This window comes from Bacteroides sp. 11BF, from assembly GCF_019633765.1.
Classification (GTDB): Bacteria; Bacteroidota; Bacteroidia; order Bacteroidales; family Bacteroidaceae; genus Bacteroides; species Bacteroides hominis.
On sequence record NZ_JAFKPJ010000004.1, the window covers coordinates 44,169 to 62,593 of the forward strand.

16 protein-coding genes are annotated in these 18,425 nt (G+C 42.5%); 8 read left to right on the top strand and 8 right to left on the bottom strand.

Features of this window, described 5'->3' with window-relative positions; all coding sequences use genetic code 11:
• Window positions 1–14 precede the first annotated feature (14 nt).
• The 5 genes from JZY04_RS05115 to JZY04_RS05135 form a co-directional block, all read right to left on the bottom strand.
• Window positions 15–1,019 (bottom strand): metallophosphoesterase family protein, encoded by a 1,005-nt coding sequence (locus JZY04_RS05115; RefSeq protein WP_122141816.1) that lies wholly within the window; start codon window positions 1,017–1,019, stop codon window positions 15–17.
• 24 nt (window positions 1,020–1,043) lie between these two features.
• Complete coding sequence (locus JZY04_RS05120) at window positions 1,044–2,516, bottom strand: SusD/RagB family nutrient-binding outer membrane lipoprotein (RefSeq protein ID WP_122141815.1); 1,473 nt, start codon at window positions 2,514–2,516, stop codon at window positions 1,044–1,046.
• Window positions 2,517–2,547: 31 nt separating this feature from the next.
• Entirely contained in the window at window positions 2,548–5,706 is a 3,159-nt protein-coding gene (locus tag JZY04_RS05125; RefSeq protein WP_122141814.1) for a SusC/RagA family TonB-linked outer membrane protein, read from the bottom strand.
• Window positions 5,707–5,809: 103 nt separating this feature from the next.
• Entirely contained in the window at window positions 5,810–6,346 is a 537-nt protein-coding gene (locus JZY04_RS05130) for a hypothetical protein (RefSeq protein WP_005780318.1), read from the bottom strand.
• 69 nt (window positions 6,347–6,415) lie between these two features.
• Window positions 6,416–8,341 (bottom strand): NAD(+) synthase, encoded by a 1,926-nt coding sequence (locus tag JZY04_RS05135; RefSeq protein ID WP_005780316.1) that lies wholly within the window; start codon window positions 8,339–8,341, stop codon window positions 6,416–6,418.
• Window positions 8,342–8,451: 110 nt separating this feature from the next.
• On the opposite strand from JZY04_RS05135, the gene JZY04_RS05140 reads away from it, so the two are divergent.
• The 5 genes from JZY04_RS05140 to JZY04_RS05160 all read left to right on the top strand — a co-directional run bounded on the left by JZY04_RS05140 (window position 8,452) and on the right by JZY04_RS05160 (window position 13,032).
• Window positions 8,452–10,563, top strand: coding sequence for a M3 family metallopeptidase (locus JZY04_RS05140; RefSeq protein WP_122141813.1), 2,112 nt, complete (start codon window positions 8,452–8,454; stop codon window positions 10,561–10,563).
• A gap of 184 nt (window positions 10,564–10,747) precedes the next feature.
• Entirely contained in the window at window positions 10,748–11,095 is a 348-nt protein-coding gene (locus JZY04_RS05145; RefSeq protein ID WP_005780313.1) for a DUF805 domain-containing protein, read from the top strand.
• A gap of 169 nt (window positions 11,096–11,264) precedes the next feature.
• Entirely contained in the window at window positions 11,265–11,684 is a 420-nt protein-coding gene (locus JZY04_RS05150) for a Fur family transcriptional regulator (protein ID WP_005780312.1), read from the top strand.
• 21 nt (window positions 11,685–11,705) lie between these two features.
• Window positions 11,706–12,263 carry an NADH peroxidase gene (locus JZY04_RS05155; protein WP_005780311.1) on the top strand — a complete coding sequence of 186 codons (558 nt, stop codon included), beginning with the start codon at window positions 11,706–11,708 and terminating at the stop codon, window positions 12,261–12,263.
• A gap of 133 nt (window positions 12,264–12,396) precedes the next feature.
• The gene (locus JZY04_RS05160) at window positions 12,397–13,032 is read left to right on the top strand and encodes a SagB/ThcOx family dehydrogenase (RefSeq protein ID WP_122141812.1); all 636 of its coding nucleotides are present in this window, start codon (window positions 12,397–12,399) and stop codon (window positions 13,030–13,032) included.
• A 66-nt stretch (window positions 13,033–13,098) separates the two neighbouring features.
• On the opposite strand, the gene JZY04_RS05165 is transcribed toward JZY04_RS05160, so the two are convergent.
• Window positions 13,099–13,566, bottom strand: coding sequence for a co-chaperone YbbN (locus JZY04_RS05165; protein ID WP_005780298.1), 468 nt, complete (start codon window positions 13,564–13,566; stop codon window positions 13,099–13,101).
• Window positions 13,563–13,874, bottom strand: a complete 312-nt coding sequence (trxA, locus tag JZY04_RS05170; protein ID WP_005807441.1) for a thioredoxin — start codon at window positions 13,872–13,874, stop codon at window positions 13,563–13,565. The genes JZY04_RS05165 and trxA overlap by 4 nt, the downstream gene beginning before the upstream one ends.
• Before the next feature lie 174 nt (window positions 13,875–14,048).
• Here trxA and JZY04_RS05175 point away from each other — a divergent pair, with 174 nt between their 5' ends.
• Genes JZY04_RS05175 through JZY04_RS05185 form a run of 3 tightly spaced genes read left to right on the top strand, consistent with a single transcriptional unit; the run spans window position 14,049 to window position 16,155 of the window.
• Window positions 14,049–14,855 (top strand): UDP-2,3-diacylglucosamine diphosphatase, encoded by an 807-nt coding sequence (locus JZY04_RS05175; protein ID WP_005780295.1) that lies wholly within the window; start codon window positions 14,049–14,051, stop codon window positions 14,853–14,855.
• Window positions 14,852–15,976: a glycosyltransferase family protein gene (locus JZY04_RS05180; protein WP_005780293.1), complete on the top strand. Its 1,125-nt coding sequence runs from the start codon at window positions 14,852–14,854 to the stop codon at window positions 15,974–15,976. Before JZY04_RS05175 ends, JZY04_RS05180 begins: the two co-directional genes overlap by 4 nt.
• Complete coding sequence (locus JZY04_RS05185; RefSeq protein WP_005780291.1) at window positions 15,973–16,155, top strand: type II toxin-antitoxin system HicB family antitoxin; 183 nt, start codon at window positions 15,973–15,975, stop codon at window positions 16,153–16,155. Before JZY04_RS05180 ends, JZY04_RS05185 begins: the two co-directional genes overlap by 4 nt.
• Window positions 16,156–16,261: 106 nt before the next feature.
• Here JZY04_RS05185 and JZY04_RS05190 read toward each other — a convergent pair whose 3' ends face one another.
• Window positions 16,262–18,424 carry a S46 family peptidase gene (locus JZY04_RS05190; RefSeq protein WP_122141811.1) on the bottom strand — a complete coding sequence of 721 codons (2,163 nt, stop codon included), beginning with the start codon at window positions 18,422–18,424 and terminating at the stop codon, window positions 16,262–16,264.
• Window position 18,425: the final 1 nt, after the last annotated feature.

An 18,425-nucleotide genomic window follows, 5' to 3' on the forward strand; every position in this document is an offset into this window, starting at 1 on the left:
AAAAAGAAGGATCTCTATTTCTTTTTCACGAACGAGTCCGGATAGGTGCAGACATTTAGCTTTTCCGTATTTTCTTTCTCACGAAGCCAAGTGTCGAATTCCCGTTTACCTTCTTTAAGAACGATCATACGGCTGCCGGGTGTTTTGTCACCATAAGTGTTTTTACCGCCCGAAGCGCGTCCGTACCCCAAAGCGATATTATAAAGTGTAGCGATGTAGTCGTTCACATGGTCATGACCGGCAAAAATTCCCATCACATCACCGCATTCCAGCATCTGGGTAAACATTCCGCTATTTATGTTTGGGCTGCATTCTTTCTCGTTGCGGTCGCCGTATCGTTTGGTATCAAATGACTCCCATGCCTGAGTATATTCCGGCAATGGAATATGGAGGAAAGCTAATGCGGGCAGAGGTTGTCCTCCGTTCTGCTCGGTATACTTTTGGCTTTCATGGGTATACCAGTTGATTTGTGATTGTCCGATCCAATCATATCCTTTCACTGTTTTGAGTTTTGAGTAGGCATTCGTGTCCAGACAGTAGAGCAGTGCAGCTACTTTTTTGTTATCTGCCGAACCATAGATTGGGATAATGTGATTACCTTCTCCCTTAATACCTTCAGCGATGTTTTTTATCATACAATAAGGTTGTTGCTGGATGATACGTATAATCTCATCCCGTTTTACTGCATATTCATCATCGTGGTTACCCAAGACGGCAGTCCAGGGGAGCCGGCGAGTGGCGAGTTCGCCGGCTATGGCTTCCCATGCCTGGCTGACCTCGTCCATCGTGGTAATGTCTCCTGTGAAAACCACAAGATCCGGCTTTTCAGAGTCAAGTACTTCTTTTATCATGTCTGCTACAATCATGTTTTTTTCCTGGTCGTGTCCCAGGTGCATATCGGTAAACTGTGCAATCTTGAATTCTCCGTTCTTATTGAAGTTTATTTTTTCTGGAGCCTGTTGTGCCTGTCCGCATAAGCTTGCCAGTAGCAGTGCACTGCTTAGAATTATTTTTTTCATTGTTATAACTTTTTTGAATTTGGGTTAGTCTTTTTTTTGCCACCAGGTGGTTTGATTGATTTTATCATTTCCTGTACCAAACTGCCGTGTGATGGCCGCTTCTACGTTAGCTCCATTGTTGTCGTACTCACCTTGCGGATACATCCAACGTTTGGGGATCTCTGTTCCGGCAGGCCGGCGGAAGTCCGGGTAACCGGTGCGCAATTGTTCGTAGAAAGAATCCCAGTTGCCTTGATAGAAGGTTACAAGGTACTTTTGCATAATGATGCGCTCTATCTGTTCGTCTACGTTGGCAGCTTTGCCGAAGGCGACCAAAGGTTCCTGTAAGTATCGGTTGACCGCATCGGCATTGAGATAAGAGGCGTAGGCTTTGGCATGTGTTTCATAAAAGGAGAAAGAGGCACGGATACCATTCTCATAATATGTTTGCGCATTGCCATTGATCCATCCTCGTACGACAGCTTCGGCGAGAATCTGTTGCAGTTCTGCATACCCCATTAACATGGTTGGTTCTACAATAGGGTCTGTGCGGAAACGGTCATTGATAGGTGATATGGTTCCTTCACTTACTTTAATGATAGCATCACTGTAAGGAGCTGCCGGGTCACCTCCTTCGTAAGAGCTGAAATCGTCGATGGCCTTTCCTTCAGTCTTTCCTTTATTGGTTTGTGCGCTGAAGATAAAAAGCCGTGGATCCCGACGTTCACGCATTCGTTGGATAAAAGTATCATCCATGTAATAGCCAGACCATTGTGCGTTAAACTGGGGGTATCGATTCCCTTGTTGATCCAGATAAACCAGCTGCCCGTTGTCGGTCAGGCTTTCCATTAGTGGGCTGCCTGTTGCAATGGCCTTGAATTCGGAGGGAATATTAAGATTCCCCACAGTCGTATGGTTCGAAAGAGTCATCAGTACTTTCAACCGGAAAGAGTTGATCAGCTTTCTCCATTGATTGCCATTACCATTGTAAATAATATCACCATCAATTACAGAGGCGTCATTTGCCAGTATTTCATCTGCCTCTTTCAGCTCTTGAAGGATGCCTGTGAAAACATCTTCCTGAGTATCGTATTCAGGAGTATAGATCTCTTCTTTTTCTCCTTTTAAGGCTTGGCTGTAAGGAATGTCCCCAAAGCGTAAGGTCAGTTCGTAGAAGTAATAGGCACGGAAGAATTTGGTAAGCGCCGTATATACCGGAGCGTTCACACGTTCGGCTTCTTCACCCATTTTTTGTACATTTCTCAGGTTATCGTAGTAGCCAAAGCTTCCCCGTGTCCATTTGTAGTATTGGTCGGCACTTTCCCCGTCAGTTTGAATCACTTTTTTAGTGGCATACATTCCGTCGGTTCCTCTTTTGAATGCATTCATACTGATTTGTGTCAGCAAAAGTTTGGGATGGGTTTGAGTGGCGTTGTCCGGATCTATATTCATCTTTTCCAGGTTTCCGCAGGATACGCACATCCATATGGATGCCATAAATAATAATATATTTTTCATTTTATAAATTCTTATTGGTTTCATAACATGTTTAGAATTTTATGTTGACTCCCATACCGATATAGCGTGCAGTAGGATCGTTGGCCCCTCCGTCATTGCTGTCTCCCGTATAGTCAGGATCGACGAAAGGAACTTTCTTCCATACAGCAAGATTGTTGCCGAAGACTGTGGCAGTCAGTCCTTTCACGGGACTTTGTTTTGAAAGTAATTTAGTGAAGTTGTAGGTCAGGGCTACCCGGCGCAATTTAATGTAACTACGGTCGAATACATTGGCAAACTTCGCATTCTCTTTGGATGACACATAAGCCTGATAAGGGTAATTCTGACACCATTGCTGCCAATCGACGGCTGTTGTATTACGTCTGTATGTACGAGTATCCGAGATGACATTTCCGTCAATGTCACGTTTCAGTTCACCTCCGGTTACCACTACACCGTTGGGCACATATACCGGATGTCCGGCTGCGTATTGTGCATCTCTGTATTCAACAGACTCCGGATGTTTACCACCCCACCATAACTTTTCGCTCAGTACGGAATAGATAACTCCTTTGTACGCACCATCCAGATCGACAGACAGGGTGAAGTCTTTATAACGGAACGTATTTTGCATACCCATGCGGAAGTTGGGGTCCAGATGTCCCAGATATTGCTTGTAGGCATCTTTGGTCGGCATGCCATTTTCATCGAGAATCAGTTCTCCATCAGCACTTTTTTGCCATTGTGAACCGTAGAATGCGTCGGCACGGTCGCCTACTTTCAAGTCACCGAATTTTTTTTGTCCACCATATATTTCTGTCAGCTTCTTTACGCTTTTGCTCCAGTTCAGGGCAAATTCCCATTGGAAATCTCTATTTTGGATTGCCTGTACGTTTGCCATGATTTCCCATCCGTTAGTGGTATATTGATTACCGTTCACTTTACGGCTGGTGAAACCCGAAGCATTCGATATGTTCAGGTCGATGATCTGGTTCTCGTCAATCGTGTGATAATATGTCAGGTCGAAGGAGAGACGGTTCCGGAAAAAAGAAGTTGATAAACCTGCTTCCCAAGAGGTCGTTTTCTGGGGTTTGATGTAATAGTTCACCAGAGACGAGGGATAGGAGATAGATGGGTTTGAACCATAGTTGGTATCTTTAGTGTAGGTAGATATAATCTGGTATGGAGACAAGTCGGTAGAAACGACTGCCCATGAGCCATACATTTTAAGATAATCCATGAGTGTAGGTAGTTTGACATATTCAGACACCATTGTACTGATTGCTACGGAAGGATAAAAGTAAGAATTGCTGCCTTTTGCGAGAGTGGATGACCAGTCATTACGTCCCGTCAGGGTCAGGTAAGCATATTTATAAAGGTCGAGGTTGACAGAGCCATAAATACTGCGGATGGATTTCTCGTTCCGGTTGGCATCGGTAATGGATGGTCCTTGGGTGTTTTTGATACTGTATACGAAAGGAACGATCAAACCGTCGGTAGACTGGTACTCTTGACGGTAATTTCGGTAAAATACAGAGCTACCCGCATTCAGTGTAAAAAGAATATCGGGAGTAAGGTCTTGTGTATAGGTAGCCAGTACATCAGCATCCACATTGGTCTGGTGGTCATTCCAGACTTTGTAGTCGCCTTCACGTGAGTCACCATAGTTCATGTAAGTTTTGGGAACTTTCATTTCCTGTAGAATTGTCTTCTGACGTAAGGCTGCGCGTCCCTGAATGTTCAGGTTGGGCAGGAGTTGATAATTGAGACGTAGCTGACCGTTCACTACATCACGGTTTTCCGACTGCTGAAGCTCTTCGGCGGCAAAATAAGGGTTGTTGTACCATGCGTAGTTATAGCTGGCCTGGCGATATCCCTCCTGTCCCGGAACATATTTATGTTTACGGAGTTCTTTACCGTTCACATCGTCTCCCATCCATACAACAATGGTGTACATATGGTTTTTAGGTCCGTATCCATAGCGTGGATAGCTTGGAGAAACCACCTTGTTATACGCCAGATTGGCGTCAAGTTGCAGGTTTTGAGCAAGATCGAAAGTGGAGTTGAAGTTGACCCCTCCGCTGTGCATTTGTGTAGAGGGTACCTGTCCTTTTTGATAAGCATACTGTCCGGTTACAAAGTAGCGTGCTTTCTCTCCTTTATAGGCGATAGAGATGTTGTTGTTGGTTACTAATCCTGTTTGCAGGAAGTCTTTCAGGTTATCATGAGATACCCAGTCGATAGGAACTCGTTCGTAGCGTGATTTGTCATCATATTGAGTCCCTTTCACATCTCCCCACCAAGGAATTTCTTTCCCGGTCACTTTGTCTCGGATGGGGCTGTTCCATTGGGCTACTTTGGTCCCGACGTTTAGTTTGGGACCCCATGTCATATCACCATCTGAGATACCACCGTCGGCACCGTCCCAAAATTCGTATTTGCCGTTCGAACCACTACCATATTGATGCTGTGTTTCGGGTAGTACGGCAAAACCGGCAGTAATCATATTGTTGGTGGAGAAGTTGATTTCCAACCCTTCTTTCTTGGCTGTTTTGCTGGTAATTAAGATAGCTCCGTTTTTTCCGCGTGAACCATATAACGCCGAAGCTGCTGTACCTTTCAACACGTTGACACTTTCGATGTTTTCACTCGATATATCGAAAAAGTCCGTTTCTACCGGAACACCGTCTAATACAATCAAGGGAGTATTACCGCGTAATTTGAAACTTGGTGCCTGAAAAATACCGGTCGGATTGGCTACCAATAAGCCGGCTACTTGCCCGGAAAGTGCAGAACCGACATTCAGGCTGGGAGTTGCATTCAATACGTCACTGTTGATTTGCTGGGTGGTGTAACCGATCTTTTTCTTTTGTTGTTTGATACCGATAGCAGTTACTACTACTTCATCTATAGCCTGTACATCGTCTGTCAGTTCAACGTTGATCATAGGATTATTGCTTTTCACTTCTTTTTCTACCGTATTGTATCCGACGAAAGAGAAAGTCAGGATATCACCTATGGAGGCCTCGAGACGGTAACGTCCGTCTATGTCGGTGACCGTACCGTTCGTTGAGTTTTTTACCATGATTGTGGCACCGATTACCGGTCCCATTTTGTCTGTTACTGTTCCTGTTACTTTGATTGTCTGTGCAAAAGCAAGTGATGTGCACAAAAACATACAACAAAGAAACAGATAAAATTTACTGTTCATAAGTTATGTACTAATTTAGTGTTTGGGCATAGCAGATGCTGGGACAAGAGATTTACCATTGTCCGAGGCTTGCTACAAGTATAAGTTTACCTATTGAAAAAGTTTAAATATCGGTTAGTTTTACGTTTTGGAAAACGGAAAGAAGGGCGGCTGCATTTTTGCGATTTTGTTGTAAAGCGTCTTCGAATGATTCGGTTTCAGAGTCGAAAGCAGAGATGGCTATTTTGAGTACATTTGTAAATTCGGCAGTTACTTGTTCCTGCCCCATTTTGTTACTTTTGAGTTCTCTGTTCAGTTGTTTTTCGATAGAACGTACGGCATTGTAGATAGTAGGTTTCCGAATGACGGTACGACGGGTAGGATCACCCGGAACTACTTCTTCCCTTACCACATAGATATTCATGAACTGGTTATAGAGATAACCGGCTTCTTGTCCGAATTTGTAATTAGTTACATTGGCCAGTGCTTCTGCCGATGGCTGTTTAATGGCAGAGTAGAACTCCCATGTTGTTTTTACGACTGAGCTTACTTCCGCTTTATTCTTGTTGTCGGATTTGTCATCATCCGGCACTGAATTTGCAGCGTTCAGGGCAATACTGGATACAAATAGTACAAATGCTAAAATAAATTGTCTTTTCATAACTTTACCTCTTTTTAATATGACGTTGCAAAGGTCGCGACATCATATTAAAAAGAGGTATCGTCATTGTTACAATTCGGATACTTCTTTCAGCCATGCAGCCGAACTGGCATCGCTTGGCATACGCCAGTCACCTCTCGGACTGATGGAGACACTTCCTACCTTTGGACCATCGGGCAGACACGAACGTTTGAATTGTTGATTGAAGAACCGGCGGAAAAAGGTTTGCAGCCATTTTTTGATGGTTTCAGCATCGTATATTCCGTTAAATACGGTTTGTGCCAGAAAGTATATTTTCGACGGGCGGAAGCCGAATCGCAGAAAATAGTACAGGAAAAAGTCGTGGAGTTCATAAGGACCTACCAGATCTTCCGTTTTTTGTTTGATTTCTCCATTCTCATCTGCCGGTATCAGTTCAGGACTGATAGGAGTGTCTACAATGTCCAGCAGGGTTATTTTAGATTCCCCGTCAACTTCATTTTCAGCTACCCATTGTACAAGATGTTGTACCAGTGTCTTGGGTATGCTTGCATTGACGCCATACATCGACATGTGGTCACCGTTGTATGTGGCCCATCCCAATGCAAGTTCAGAGAGGTCACCCGTCCCGATTACTAATCCACAGATTTGGTTGGCTACATCCATCAGGATTTGCGTGCGTTCGCGCGCTTGTGAGTTTTCGTATGTTACATCATGTACGTTGAGGTCATGTCCGATGTCCTTGAAGTGCTGGATACATGCTTCCCTAATACTGATTTCGCGAATCGAAATCCCCAACGAGTTCATCAAAGCGATGGCGTTATGGTAAGTGCGGTCGGTCGTTCCGAACCCTGGCATGGTTATACCTAAAATGTCTTTACGGGATAATCCCAGCTTGTCGAATGTTTTGACGCATACTAATAATGCCAGTGTAGAGTCGAGCCCTCCGGAAATTCCCACTACAGCTGTTTTGGCTCCTGTGTGTACTAAGCGTTGTGCCAGTCCGGCGACCTGTATGGAGAAGATTTCTTCGCAACGATTGTTGAGTTCAGCTCCTTGTGGAACAAAAGGGTGTGGGTTGAATGTACGGGTAAGATTCAGATCTTTACTGTTGGTATATTCCGTAGAGACTCTGATTGCTTCTTTACCTGGGCAATTGGCTTTGTTGGCAGCAAAAGTTGTATTAATACGGCGTTCGGCACGGATACATTCTACATCTATTTCGCTGATAACTAATTGTTCTTCCAGGCAGAACCGTTCACTTCGTGCAAGCAGGCCACCGTTTTCGTATATGAGTCCGTTTCCTGCAAAAACCACATCCGTCGTTGATTCGCCGAAACCACTGGATGAAAAAACATAACCGGAGAGGCACCGTGCGGATTGCTGGCTGATCAGAGAACAAAGATAGCTATGCTTGCCGATCCCTTCATCGTCGGCAGAAAGATTAAAAATGATTTCAGCCCCTTGCAGCGCCAGTGAAGAACTTGGAGGAACCGTAGACCAAAGGTCTTCGCATATTTCTATTCCAAAAGTTGTTTCTGCTGTTTCAAACAACAGGTTGTTGCCCATCGGAACAATTTGTCCACACAAACGTACACTGGTTTCCGAGACCTGCAAGGCAGATGTAAACCAACGCTGTTCATAAAACTCTTTATAATTAGGTAGATAGGTTTTAGGTACTACTCCCAGTATTTTGCCTTTTTGGATAGCGACTGCGGCATTGATAATCGTGGAATTGACTACTACCGGCATACCCAATATAGAAATGATGTCCAACTGGCGGGTATTGTTCAGAATCTGCATTAACGCCATTTCTGCTTGTTCAAGCAGAAGTTGCTGGGCGAACAAATCTCCGCAGGTATATCCGGTAATACACATTTCGGGAAAAGTAAGGATCTGCACCCCTTTGCCTTCGGCAATGGCAATAAGACCCTCCAGTCTTTCTGAATTAAATTTGCAATCTGCAACCTTTACGCGGGGAACAGCCGCCGCAACTTTTACGAATCCGTAGTTCATTTTCTATCAGGGTTTATCATTTCTACCGGCAAAAGTAGGCATTTTAATCGAATCTTTGTATTTTTGTCAAATTTGAATTGATACATTATAATATTAAATCGCACAAAAACATGAAGAAGATGCTTATGGCTGCCGGAATGGCTGCCGTGATGACTGCTTGCGGCACAAGTGCACAGAAAGCAGCCACCGATGCCGGAAACCCTTTTCTGGCTGAGTATTCAACTCCTTTTGGTGTTCCACCGTTCGACCGGATCAAAGTAGAGCATTACAAAGAGGCTTTCCTGAAAGGGATGGAAGAGCAGAAAAAAGAAATCGATGCTATTGTAAATCAACGTTCGGTTCCGGATTTTGATAATACTATTGCTGCATTCGATCAGAGTGGAGAGTTGTTAAATAAGGTGAATACAGTATTTTATGGGTTGAACAGTTGTAATACGAACGATGAAATGCAGGCCCTAAACAAAGAGCTTACCCCATTGCTTTCGGCACACCGTGATGATATTAGTCTGAACCCTGCTCTGTTTGCTCGTGTGAAAGAGGTTTATGAACGACGCGAGCAATTGGGTTTAGATAAAGAACAGAATAAATTACTGGAAGAGACTTACAAGAAATTTGTTCGTGGAGGTGCTAATCTCGATTCTGTTGACCAGGCAAAGTTGCGCCAGTTGAATAGCGAGATTTCAATGTTGCAGTTGACTTTTGGGCAGAATCTGCTGAAAGAAACCAATGCCTTCCGGTTGGTTATAGATAAGGAAGAGGACCTTGCCGGATTGCCGGAAAGTCTCGTGGCATCTGCAGCCGAAGCAGCTAAGTCAGAGGGGCTGGAAGGAGAGTGGCTTTTTACTTTACACAATCCGAGTGTGATGCCTTTTTTGCAATATGCAGATAATCGTGAGTTGCGTGAAAAGATATTTAAGGGATACATCAATCGTGGCAATAATGGTAACGAGACAGACAATAATGAAATTGTGAAGAAATTGGTTACTTTACGTCTGGAGAAAGCTAAACTGATGGGATATGCCGATTATGCTTCTTATGTTTTGGAAGACCGTATGGCGAAGAACGAGGAGAATGTGTATCGTTTACTGAATCAGATCTGGACTCCTGCAGTTGCGAAAGCTAAGGAAGAGTTAGCTGACATTCAGGCTGAAATTAAAAAAGAAGGAGCTAACTTCACCCCTGAAGGATGGGACTGGCGCTACTATTTTGAGAAAGCAAAGAAAGCAAAGTTCAGTCTGGACGAAAATGAAATACGTCCCTATCTTGAATTGAATAATGTTCGTGACGGCGCCTTCTATGTGGCTAATAAACTTTATGGTATCACTTTTTCCGAAATAAATGACATACCAAAACCGCATGAAGAAGCACAGGCTTTCGAGTGCAAAGATAAGGACGGTAGTCATCTGGGGGTGCTTTATATGGATTTCTTTCCCCGTTCAAGCAAGCGAGCAGGTGCATGGTGCGGGACTTACCGCTCTCAAACCTATCGTGACGGCAAACGTTTGGCACCGGTAGTAACAATTGTGTGCAACTTCACCAAACCCTCTTCGGGTCAGCCTGCTTTGCTCAGTGCAGATGAAGCCAGCACTTTATTCCACGAGTTTGGGCATGCATTGCACAATTTGTTTAAAGATGTACGTTTTTATGGAGTATCCGGAGTGCCGCGCGATTTTGTAGAGCTACCGTCCCAAGTTATGGAACATTGGGTATTTGAGCCGGAAGTACTGAAGGTATATGCAAAACATTACCAGACCGGTGAGGTGATTCCTTCTGCTTTGATTGAAAAACTTGATAAGAGTGGCAAGTATGGACAAGGATTTGCTACGACCGAATATCTTGCTGCTTCTTTGCTTGATATGGATTATCATGTGCTCAAAGAAATTCCCGGAGATATGGATATCGTTAAATTTGAAACAACTGTACTTAAAGAACGAGGGTTGCCGAATCAGATACCTCCCCGTTATCGTACTACTTATTTTAACCATATTATGAATAGTGGATATACGGCTGGTTATTATAGCTATATTTGGGCTGAAGTGCTTGATAGTGATGCTTTTGAAGCCTATAGGGAGACTGGAGATCTTTTTAATCAGGAAGTAGCATCCAGATTCCGTCGCTATATTCTCACTCCGGGAGGAATTGACGATGCTATGAATATGTATAAGAACTTTCGCGGAAAGGAACCAGGTATAGAACCTTTGTTACGGAACAGAGGATTGTAGATTGGCTTATACAGGGCTTTTACACTGTACTATAGGGGAAGAAACAATCTTCCCCTTTTATTTTTTTGCTAAAAATAAACGCAGAAAATATAAAAAATACAAATAGTAGTTATTATATTTGCAGCAGTTTATTGAAATAAACACAAAATACCAACAATTATTAACTATTAAAAGAATTAGAAAAATGAAAGAGTACATTGATGTTTTGAAGAAGTGGAAAGACTTTGACGGAAGAGCCAGGAGACGTGAATACTGGATGTTTGTCTTGTTTATGGCTATTTTCGCTATTGTTGCAGGTATTATTGATGGCATTTTAGGTACAGTTTGTGTATTTGTAGGGCTTTATTATCTGGCTATGCTCCTGCCAATGATTGCTGTTAGCGTACGTCGTATGCACGATATTGGTAAAAGTGGATGGTGGTTGTTTATCACTTTTGTGCCGGTAATCGGTAGCCTTTGGTATCTCTTCCTGACTATCCAGGATGGACAGCCGGGCAGCAACCAATATGGTGAAAACCCCAAAGGAGTTTAATACGTACATATTATTGTCATAAGAAACGGCATGCAAAAGTCATTTTGTATGCCGTTTTTCTATTTTATCAAAAAAATATCCGTATTTTGTTTGCGAAAATAAAAGAACTCTTTATCTTTGCATCAGATTTAAAATTGTAATGAATACAATTTTGTAAAAGAGGAAGAAGATGGAATCATACAACCGATTATTAGAGCATAACATCAAACCGTCCATGCAGCGTATTGCTATCATGAACTATTTGATGGAACATAGGACACATCCGTCGGCTGATGAAATATACACTGCATTATCTCCCTCTATGCCAACACTTTCGAAGACAACGGTTTATAATACTCTTAGACTGTTTTCGGAACAGGGAGCGGCACAAATGCTTACTATCGACGAACGGAATACCAATTTTGACGGAGATACTTCACAACACGCTCATTTTTTGTGTAAGCGTTGCGGACGTATTTATGATTTGAAGTGCCAGGTTGAAATGAAACAAGTAGAAGGGCTTCAAATGAATGGACATGAAGTAAGTGAAATGCATTACTATTATAAAGGTATTTGTAAGAATTGTTTAAATGATATACGTATTGACTAATTAATTTAAAATTAAGACGAAATGAAAAAGTTTAGATGTACTGTCTGCGGTTATGTTTATGAAGGTGACGCAGCTCCTGAGAAATGTCCTTTGTGTAAAGCTCCTGCAAGCAAATTCGTAGAAGTTGTTGAAGAAGAAGGTGGTGCACTCACTTTTGTTGACGAGCACGTAATCGGTGTGGCTAAGGGTTGTGACGAAGAAATGATCAAAGACTTGAACAATCACTTCATGGGCGAATGTACTGAAGTTGGTATGTATCTGGCTATGAGCCGTCAGGCTGACCGTGAAGGTTATCCTGAAGTAGCTGAGGCTTTCAAACGTTACGCTTGGGAAGAAGCTGAGCATGCTTCTAAGTTTGCCGAACTGCTGGGAGATTGCGTATGGGATACTAAGACAAACCTTGAAAAGAGAATGAATGCTGAAGCCGGTGCTTGCGAAGATAAAAAGCGCATTGCTACACGTGCTAAAGCTTTGAATTTGGATGCTATCCATGATACAGTGCACGAAATGTGTAAAGACGAAGCTCGTCACGGTAAAGGTTTTGAAGGACTTTATAACCGTTATTTCGGTAAGAAATAAATCATATAGATGATTATAGAAAAAGGCTTGTATCTATACGGATACAGGCCTTTTTTGTTAAACTTTCTTTTGAAATGGGGCCGTTAACTGATGATTTTTTTATATTTGTATTTCACTTAAAAGGAAAAGGATTATGAAAAAACTACAGTCTTTAGTGTGCTTTCTTCTTTTGTCAATGACAATTTATGCTGCCGATCAGGTGATTCAGCTGCCCAAGCCCAACATAAATCGTAGCGGACAGTTAATGAAAGCGTTATCCGAACGCCATTCTGTCCGTGAATATGCTTCCCAAGCTCTGAGCAACACCGATTTATCCGACCTGTTGTGGGCCGCCAATGGAATTAGTCGTCCGGCAGAGGGCAAGCGCACTGCTCCGTCGGCCATGAATCGTCAAGATGTCGATATCTACGTAGTCCTTCCGCAAGGTACTTATTTGTATGATGCTAAAGGACATAAGCTTAACTTGATTTCTGAGGGCGATTATCGTTCGGCAGTTGCAGGGGGACAGGCTTTTGTCAATAGTGCTCCGCTATCATTGGTACTGGTCAGTGATTTATCAAAATTGGGAGATGTGAAAAATAATCGCACTCAAATGACAGGAGCTATGGATGCAGGGATTGTTTCTCAGAATATTTCATTATTTTGTTCCGCAGCGCGACTGGCTACGGTTCCACGCGCAACAATGGATACAACCCGGCTCAGAAGTGCCTTGAAATTGAAAGATGGTCAGATTCCGATGATGAATCATCCGGTTGGATACTTTAAGTAATTGATAAAAGGGTATGGTTTGCCAAAGACGACACCATACCCTTTTATCATGTTTTTTATTAAAACTTTATTTCTGTTTCAGCAAAAATTCGTCTATTGCTTTTTTATAAGTGGCTTTATCTGCTGCTCCACGGAACAATTGAGGTTCGCCTTCCATGGGAATAAATACAAAAAGAGGAATGCTTGTTGCATTGAACAGGGCAGCCAATTCTTTTTCTTTATCTACATTCACTTTATATATCACGATCTTCCCGTCATACTCTTTAGCGAGCGATTTCATGATAGGGGCTGTCATGCGGCAAGGACCACACCAATCGGCATATAAGTCGATGATAGCTGGTTTATCACCTTTGTATTTCCACTCTTTTGAGTTTTGGTAATCAAACACATCGTTGATAAACATCTCTTTATTCATCACAATGACTTCACCGCTTTTTGCTTCCTTTTTGTTTTGATTTGTCTTGGCTCCATCGTTTACAGCAAACATAATGGTGCTGATCATGGCCAAAGCTACTAATGATAATACTTTCTTCATTCTTTGTCTTTTATTGTGTATTGTTCAATAACTCCTTTCAGTTCGCTACCTTGGATCATACCGGAATGTCTCCAGACTGCTTCTCCCGTTTTGAAAAGGATGAAAGTAGGCACTGCCTGGATTCTGTATTTTACCGCCAAGTCCTCATGGGTATCCACATCTATTTTTACAATGCGGGCTTTTTCTCCTATCTGTTGTTTCAAATCTTCAAGAATCGGTTTCATTGCTTTGCAAGGTCCACACCATTCTGCAAAAAAATCTACTAAAACGGGACTTTGTGACTGTATCAAATCTTCGAATTTTTCCATAATTTTTTCCTTTCTTTTGGTAAATATAAGCCCTCGTTTAGACAGGGCAAATATAGCTATTTGTTTTATTATAATAACAGAGAAACCCCGATTTTGTTCATCATATAGTAACCTTGCATTCATCCTCCTGTAATCTGAAAACAGGATCTTTGCGTAACGAAAAAACAAAAAGTTATGCATTTACGCACGTATTATCCCACAGTAGTTCTTTCGGATATTCATCTGGGAACACAGCATTCTAAAACAGAAGAGGTTACTCACTTTTTGAAATCGATTAATTGTGACCGCCTGATCCTGAATGGTGATATCATCGATGGATGGCATTTACAGAAAAGCGGTTTGGGAAAATGGAAAGCTAAACATACGGACTTCTTTAAAGTGATTATGAAAATGATGGAGAATTTCGGAACACAGGTGATTTATGTTCGTGGCAATCATGATGACTTTCTGGATAATCTGGCACCTTTGAACTTTTATAATGTCCAAATTGTGAAAGACTGCATCTATGAGAGTCATGGCAAACGTTATTATGTGACCCATGGAGATATTTTCGATACAGTGACCACCCAAATGAAGTGGTTGGCGAAACTGGGAGACACTGGATATACTTTTCTGTTGTGGTTGAATAAAGTTTATAACGCCCGCAGAATGAAGCAGGGTAAGCCTTATTATTCTCTTTCTCAATCTATCAAGAATAAAGTGAAGACCGCTGTTTCTTATATTTCTGATTTTGAAAAAGAGCTTGTAGGACTGGCAAAAGTTAAAAGGTGTGATGGGGTGATATGCGGGCATATTCATCACCCTGCCAATACTTATTGTGATGGTATTCATTATCTTAATTCGGGTGACTGGGTAGAAACACTTTCGGCTTTGACAGAAGATGAAGAAGGAAACTGGACTATCCGTTATTTTGATAGTGAACTATTGAAAGAAAATAATAACAAAGAGAAAAAAACTACACCAATAACTAAAGCATCATGAAATTTTTGTTTATCGTTCAAGGAGAGGGGAGGGGACATTTTACCCAAGCCATTACTCTGGAAGATATGTTGTTGCGTAATGGACACGAAGTAGTGGAAGTACTTGTCGGGAAAAGTTCATCACGTACTTTACCCGGTTTCTTTAACCGAAGTATTCAGGCACCCGTAAAGCGCTTCACCAGTCCGAATTTTTTGCCTACCACTGAAAATAAGCGGGCTAATCTGAAAAAGAGTTTTGTTTATAACCTGATACGTACACCGGAATACTTTCGCAGCATGTGTTATATCGATCAGCGTATTAAGGAAACAGGGGCGGAAGTCGTGATCAACTTCTACGAACTTCTGACTGGACTTACCTACGCACTCTTCCGTCCCTCTGTTCCTTATGTCTGCGTCGGGCATCAATATCTGTTCTTGCATAAAAACTTTGAGTTTCCACGGAAATCTATGATCCAACTTTCCATACTTCGCTTTTTTACACGTTTGACGAGTCTGCGTGCCAATAGGCGGTTAGCGCTTTCTTTCCATAAGATGAATCCGGACCGGGCAGAAGGTATAACCGTCGTTCCTCCTCTGCTTCGTAGGGAAGTGACTGCCATCCAACCGGAACAAGGCAATTATATTCACGGATATATGGTTAATTCCGGTTTTGCAGATAGTGTAGAAGCCTTTCATGTCTTACATCCTGAAGTACCTATGCATTTTTTCTGGGATAAACAGGATGTTGACGAGGTAATCAAGGTAGATGCTACCCTAAGTTTCCATCAGATTGATGATGTGAAATTCCTCAACCGAATGGCCGGTTGCAGAGCATATGCCAGTACGGCCGGTTTTGAATCTATTTGTGAGGCAATGTATTTGGGAAAACCTGTGCTGATGGTACCTGCCCATATCGAACAGGATTGCAATGCCTATGATGCTTACCGGTCCGGTGCCGGAATTATTGGCGAATCTTTTGATTTGGAGTCGTTGCTACGTTTTGCCGGGACGTATGTTCCCAACAAAGAGTTTATTCGTTGGGCCCGTAGTAGTGAGCGGCAGATTATAGGAGAACTCGAACGACTTATCGACCAGCAGTCGGTCATTACTGTACCTACATTAACTAATTATTTTCCGATATGAAATTGAATAAAACTGATTATGTGCTTGAACGTACATCCGATGGAGGTTATTATGCCTGGCTTACTGTAAGTATGCAGTGTAATGCGTATGGTGATTCACCTGAAGAAGCAGTAATAAATCTGGAACAAACCATGGAAGATATGGTTGAAGAGATGTATTTGGTAGAAGATTTTGTCTGAAGCTATCAGGTAATCAGTGGGAGTGAAGAATTTTATTGAGAAATACTTTCATTGATATTTTAAAGAAAGAGAGTACACTTTAAGTGAAGTGCACTCTCTTTTTATATTATTCCACAATATCGAGTTCTTTGATGATATGTGAAGCGCCTGCATATTTATCAATAATAAATAGAGTATAGCGAATGTCAACCACTGCTGCACGTTGTGAAGAAGGACGGAAAGCAATATCTCCTGTCAAACCTTCATAATTACGGTCGAATCCGGTACCAATCAGTTGACCTTTTCCATTGAATACCGGACTTCCGGAGTTTCCTCCTGTGTTGTCTGTATTGACAATGAAACATACTGGCATTTCTCCGTTTTTCATAGCGTAGCGTCCGAAGTCTTTCGCCTGATATAGTTGTTTCAGTTTGGTGGGTACTACAAACTCCCAATTGCCAGGATCTTCTTTCTGCATCACACCTTTCAGAGTCGTATAGTAGTTGTATACTGTTCCGTCAGCAGGTTCGTACGGCAATATCTGACCATAAGTCAATCTGAGAGTCGAGTTTGCATCCGGATAGATAGGTGTGCCGGCGGCCTGGCGCATGTCCATCATACCTTTCACCCATACTTTGTGGGCGGCATCATAGTTTTTATTGGCATCTTTCATTGCGAGAGCTGTTTGCAGTAATCCGTCTGTGATGGAGTATTTGAAGAGAACCATCCAGTCCTTATCGAGTTTGTTCAGAGTAGGACGAGCGATAAACTTGTCGAAGTTTTCTTTCGACCCGAAGATTGAATACTTGAAGCAAGCATCGATAAAGGCATTCTTATCTCCTTTGAAACGGCTGTTTATTACTTTGAAAATACCGATCTGTTGATCTTCCGGAATATATCCGGCATAGGTTTCGAGCATTTTTTTGCCTACGATTTGTTCTACTTCCGGGAAAGGGACAGATGCAAAATATTTATCTGCTGCAATTTTCAGTTTATCGGTTTCTTCTTTAATTTTTGAAGCATTTTTACTTTCAAGCGCTTTTTTCAATCCGTCGGTTGAAGGGATTTTCATAAAATCAAGTGCAGTTACCAATGCTTCGTTAATAGCCTGTTGATGATACATCGCATCATGGCGGTGAGCTACAATCGAACGTATTTCGTCGAAGGCCTTCTGGTAAGAATCATCTTTCTTCTCACGTCCCATTGCCAATAACTGTTCTTGTTGCTTTTCTTTGGTATCCAACACTTTCAGGCGAACAAGCCCTTCGTTCATGCCAATGGCATTTTTCCAGTAATTAGCTGAAGAGGCATATTTGCTTGCGTAATGTATGCGCACCGCAGGATCTTTCAGCATTTGTTCCATCAGTACAGCTTGTCTTGCTTCGCGTACATGATGGCGCATGAAGTTAGTGGTTTGCATCCGTTCTTTTACTTCGTCGGCAATCATGTAGCGCCAGTTACGTCCGGGAAATCCCATAACGAAGGTGAAGTCACCCTCTTTTACTCCTGCCAAACTAATTGTCAGGTGTTTTTTTACTTGTAGGGGCACGTTGTCTTTAGAATATTCTGCCGGCTGGCCACTTGGGTCTGCGTAAATGCGGAATAAAGAGAAGTCTCCTGTGTGACGCGGCCACATCCAGTTATCTGTGTCAGCTCCGAATTTGCCAATAGAGGAGGGAGGAGCACCTACCATGCGGATGTCACTGTAGACGGTCTTTACAAACAGATAGTACTTGTTACCGCCATAAAACGGCTTTAGTTCCAGGCGTGTTGCCGGTGTGATTTGGATTTTTTCCGCCTTTACGAAACGGTCGGCAACCGTTGCCAGATATTTGGGAGACAAATAATTGACTCCGTTAGGATCATCATCTTTTTTGAGCTGTTCATTTACATAGTCCGTTACGTCGAGAATACGGTCGATAAAGGTTACTGTCAGTCCTTTGCATGGTAACTCTTCGTTTCGGCTCATTGCCCAGAATCCGTCTGTTAGATAGTCATGATCTACACTGCTGTGTTGCTGGATCGCCCCATATCCGCAATGGTGGTTGGTCAGTACCAATCCTTCTGCTGAGATAATTTCACCGGTACATCCGCCTCCAAAATGCACAACAGCATCTTTTAAAGCTATTCCGTCCGGATTGTAAACCTCTTCAATGGGGATTTGTAATCCAAGGTCCATCATAGCAGCTTCATTCTGCGCTTTCAGGTCAGTAAGCATCCACATTCCTTCGTCGGCACTGATGGTCAGTGCCATCAGTGCGAACGTAGTAGATAATAATTGCTTTTTCATC

Excerpts from the sequence above, each read along its gene's own strand:
- JZY04_RS05115 (WP_122141816.1), bottom strand. The coding sequence starts at position 1,019 with ATGAAAAAAATAATTCTAAGCAGTGCACTGCTACTGGCAAGCTTATGC.
- JZY04_RS05120 (WP_122141815.1), bottom strand. The coding sequence starts at position 2,516 with ATGAAAAATATATTATTATTTATGGCATCCATATGGATGTGCGTATCC.
- JZY04_RS05125 (WP_122141814.1), bottom strand. The coding sequence starts at position 5,706 with ATGAACAGTAAATTTTATCTGTTTCTTTGTTGTATGTTTTTGTGCACA.
- JZY04_RS05130 (WP_005780318.1), bottom strand. The coding sequence starts at position 6,346 with ATGAAAAGACAATTTATTTTAGCATTTGTACTATTTGTATCCAGTATT.
- JZY04_RS05135 (WP_005780316.1), bottom strand. The coding sequence starts at position 8,341 with ATGAACTACGGATTCGTAAAAGTTGCGGCGGCTGTTCCCCGCGTAAAG.
- JZY04_RS05140 (WP_122141813.1), top strand. The coding sequence starts at position 8,452 with ATGAAGAAGATGCTTATGGCTGCCGGAATGGCTGCCGTGATGACTGCT.
- JZY04_RS05145 (WP_005780313.1), top strand. The coding sequence starts at position 10,748 with ATGAAAGAGTACATTGATGTTTTGAAGAAGTGGAAAGACTTTGACGGA.
- JZY04_RS05150 (WP_005780312.1), top strand. The coding sequence starts at position 11,265 with ATGGAATCATACAACCGATTATTAGAGCATAACATCAAACCGTCCATG.
- JZY04_RS05155 (WP_005780311.1), top strand. The coding sequence starts at position 11,706 with ATGAAAAAGTTTAGATGTACTGTCTGCGGTTATGTTTATGAAGGTGAC.
- JZY04_RS05160 (WP_122141812.1), top strand. The coding sequence starts at position 12,397 with ATGAAAAAACTACAGTCTTTAGTGTGCTTTCTTCTTTTGTCAATGACA.
- JZY04_RS05165 (WP_005780298.1), bottom strand. The coding sequence starts at position 13,566 with ATGAAGAAAGTATTATCATTAGTAGCTTTGGCCATGATCAGCACCATT.
- trxA (WP_005807441.1), bottom strand. The coding sequence starts at position 13,874 with ATGGAAAAATTCGAAGATTTGATACAGTCACAAAGTCCCGTTTTAGTA.
- JZY04_RS05175 (WP_005780295.1), top strand. The coding sequence starts at position 14,049 with ATGCATTTACGCACGTATTATCCCACAGTAGTTCTTTCGGATATTCAT.
- JZY04_RS05180 (WP_005780293.1), top strand. The coding sequence starts at position 14,852 with ATGAAATTTTTGTTTATCGTTCAAGGAGAGGGGAGGGGACATTTTACC.
- JZY04_RS05185 (WP_005780291.1), top strand. The coding sequence starts at position 15,973 with ATGAAATTGAATAAAACTGATTATGTGCTTGAACGTACATCCGATGGA.
- JZY04_RS05190 (WP_122141811.1), bottom strand. The coding sequence starts at position 18,424 with ATGAAAAAGCAATTATTATCTACTACGTTCGCACTGATGGCACTGACC.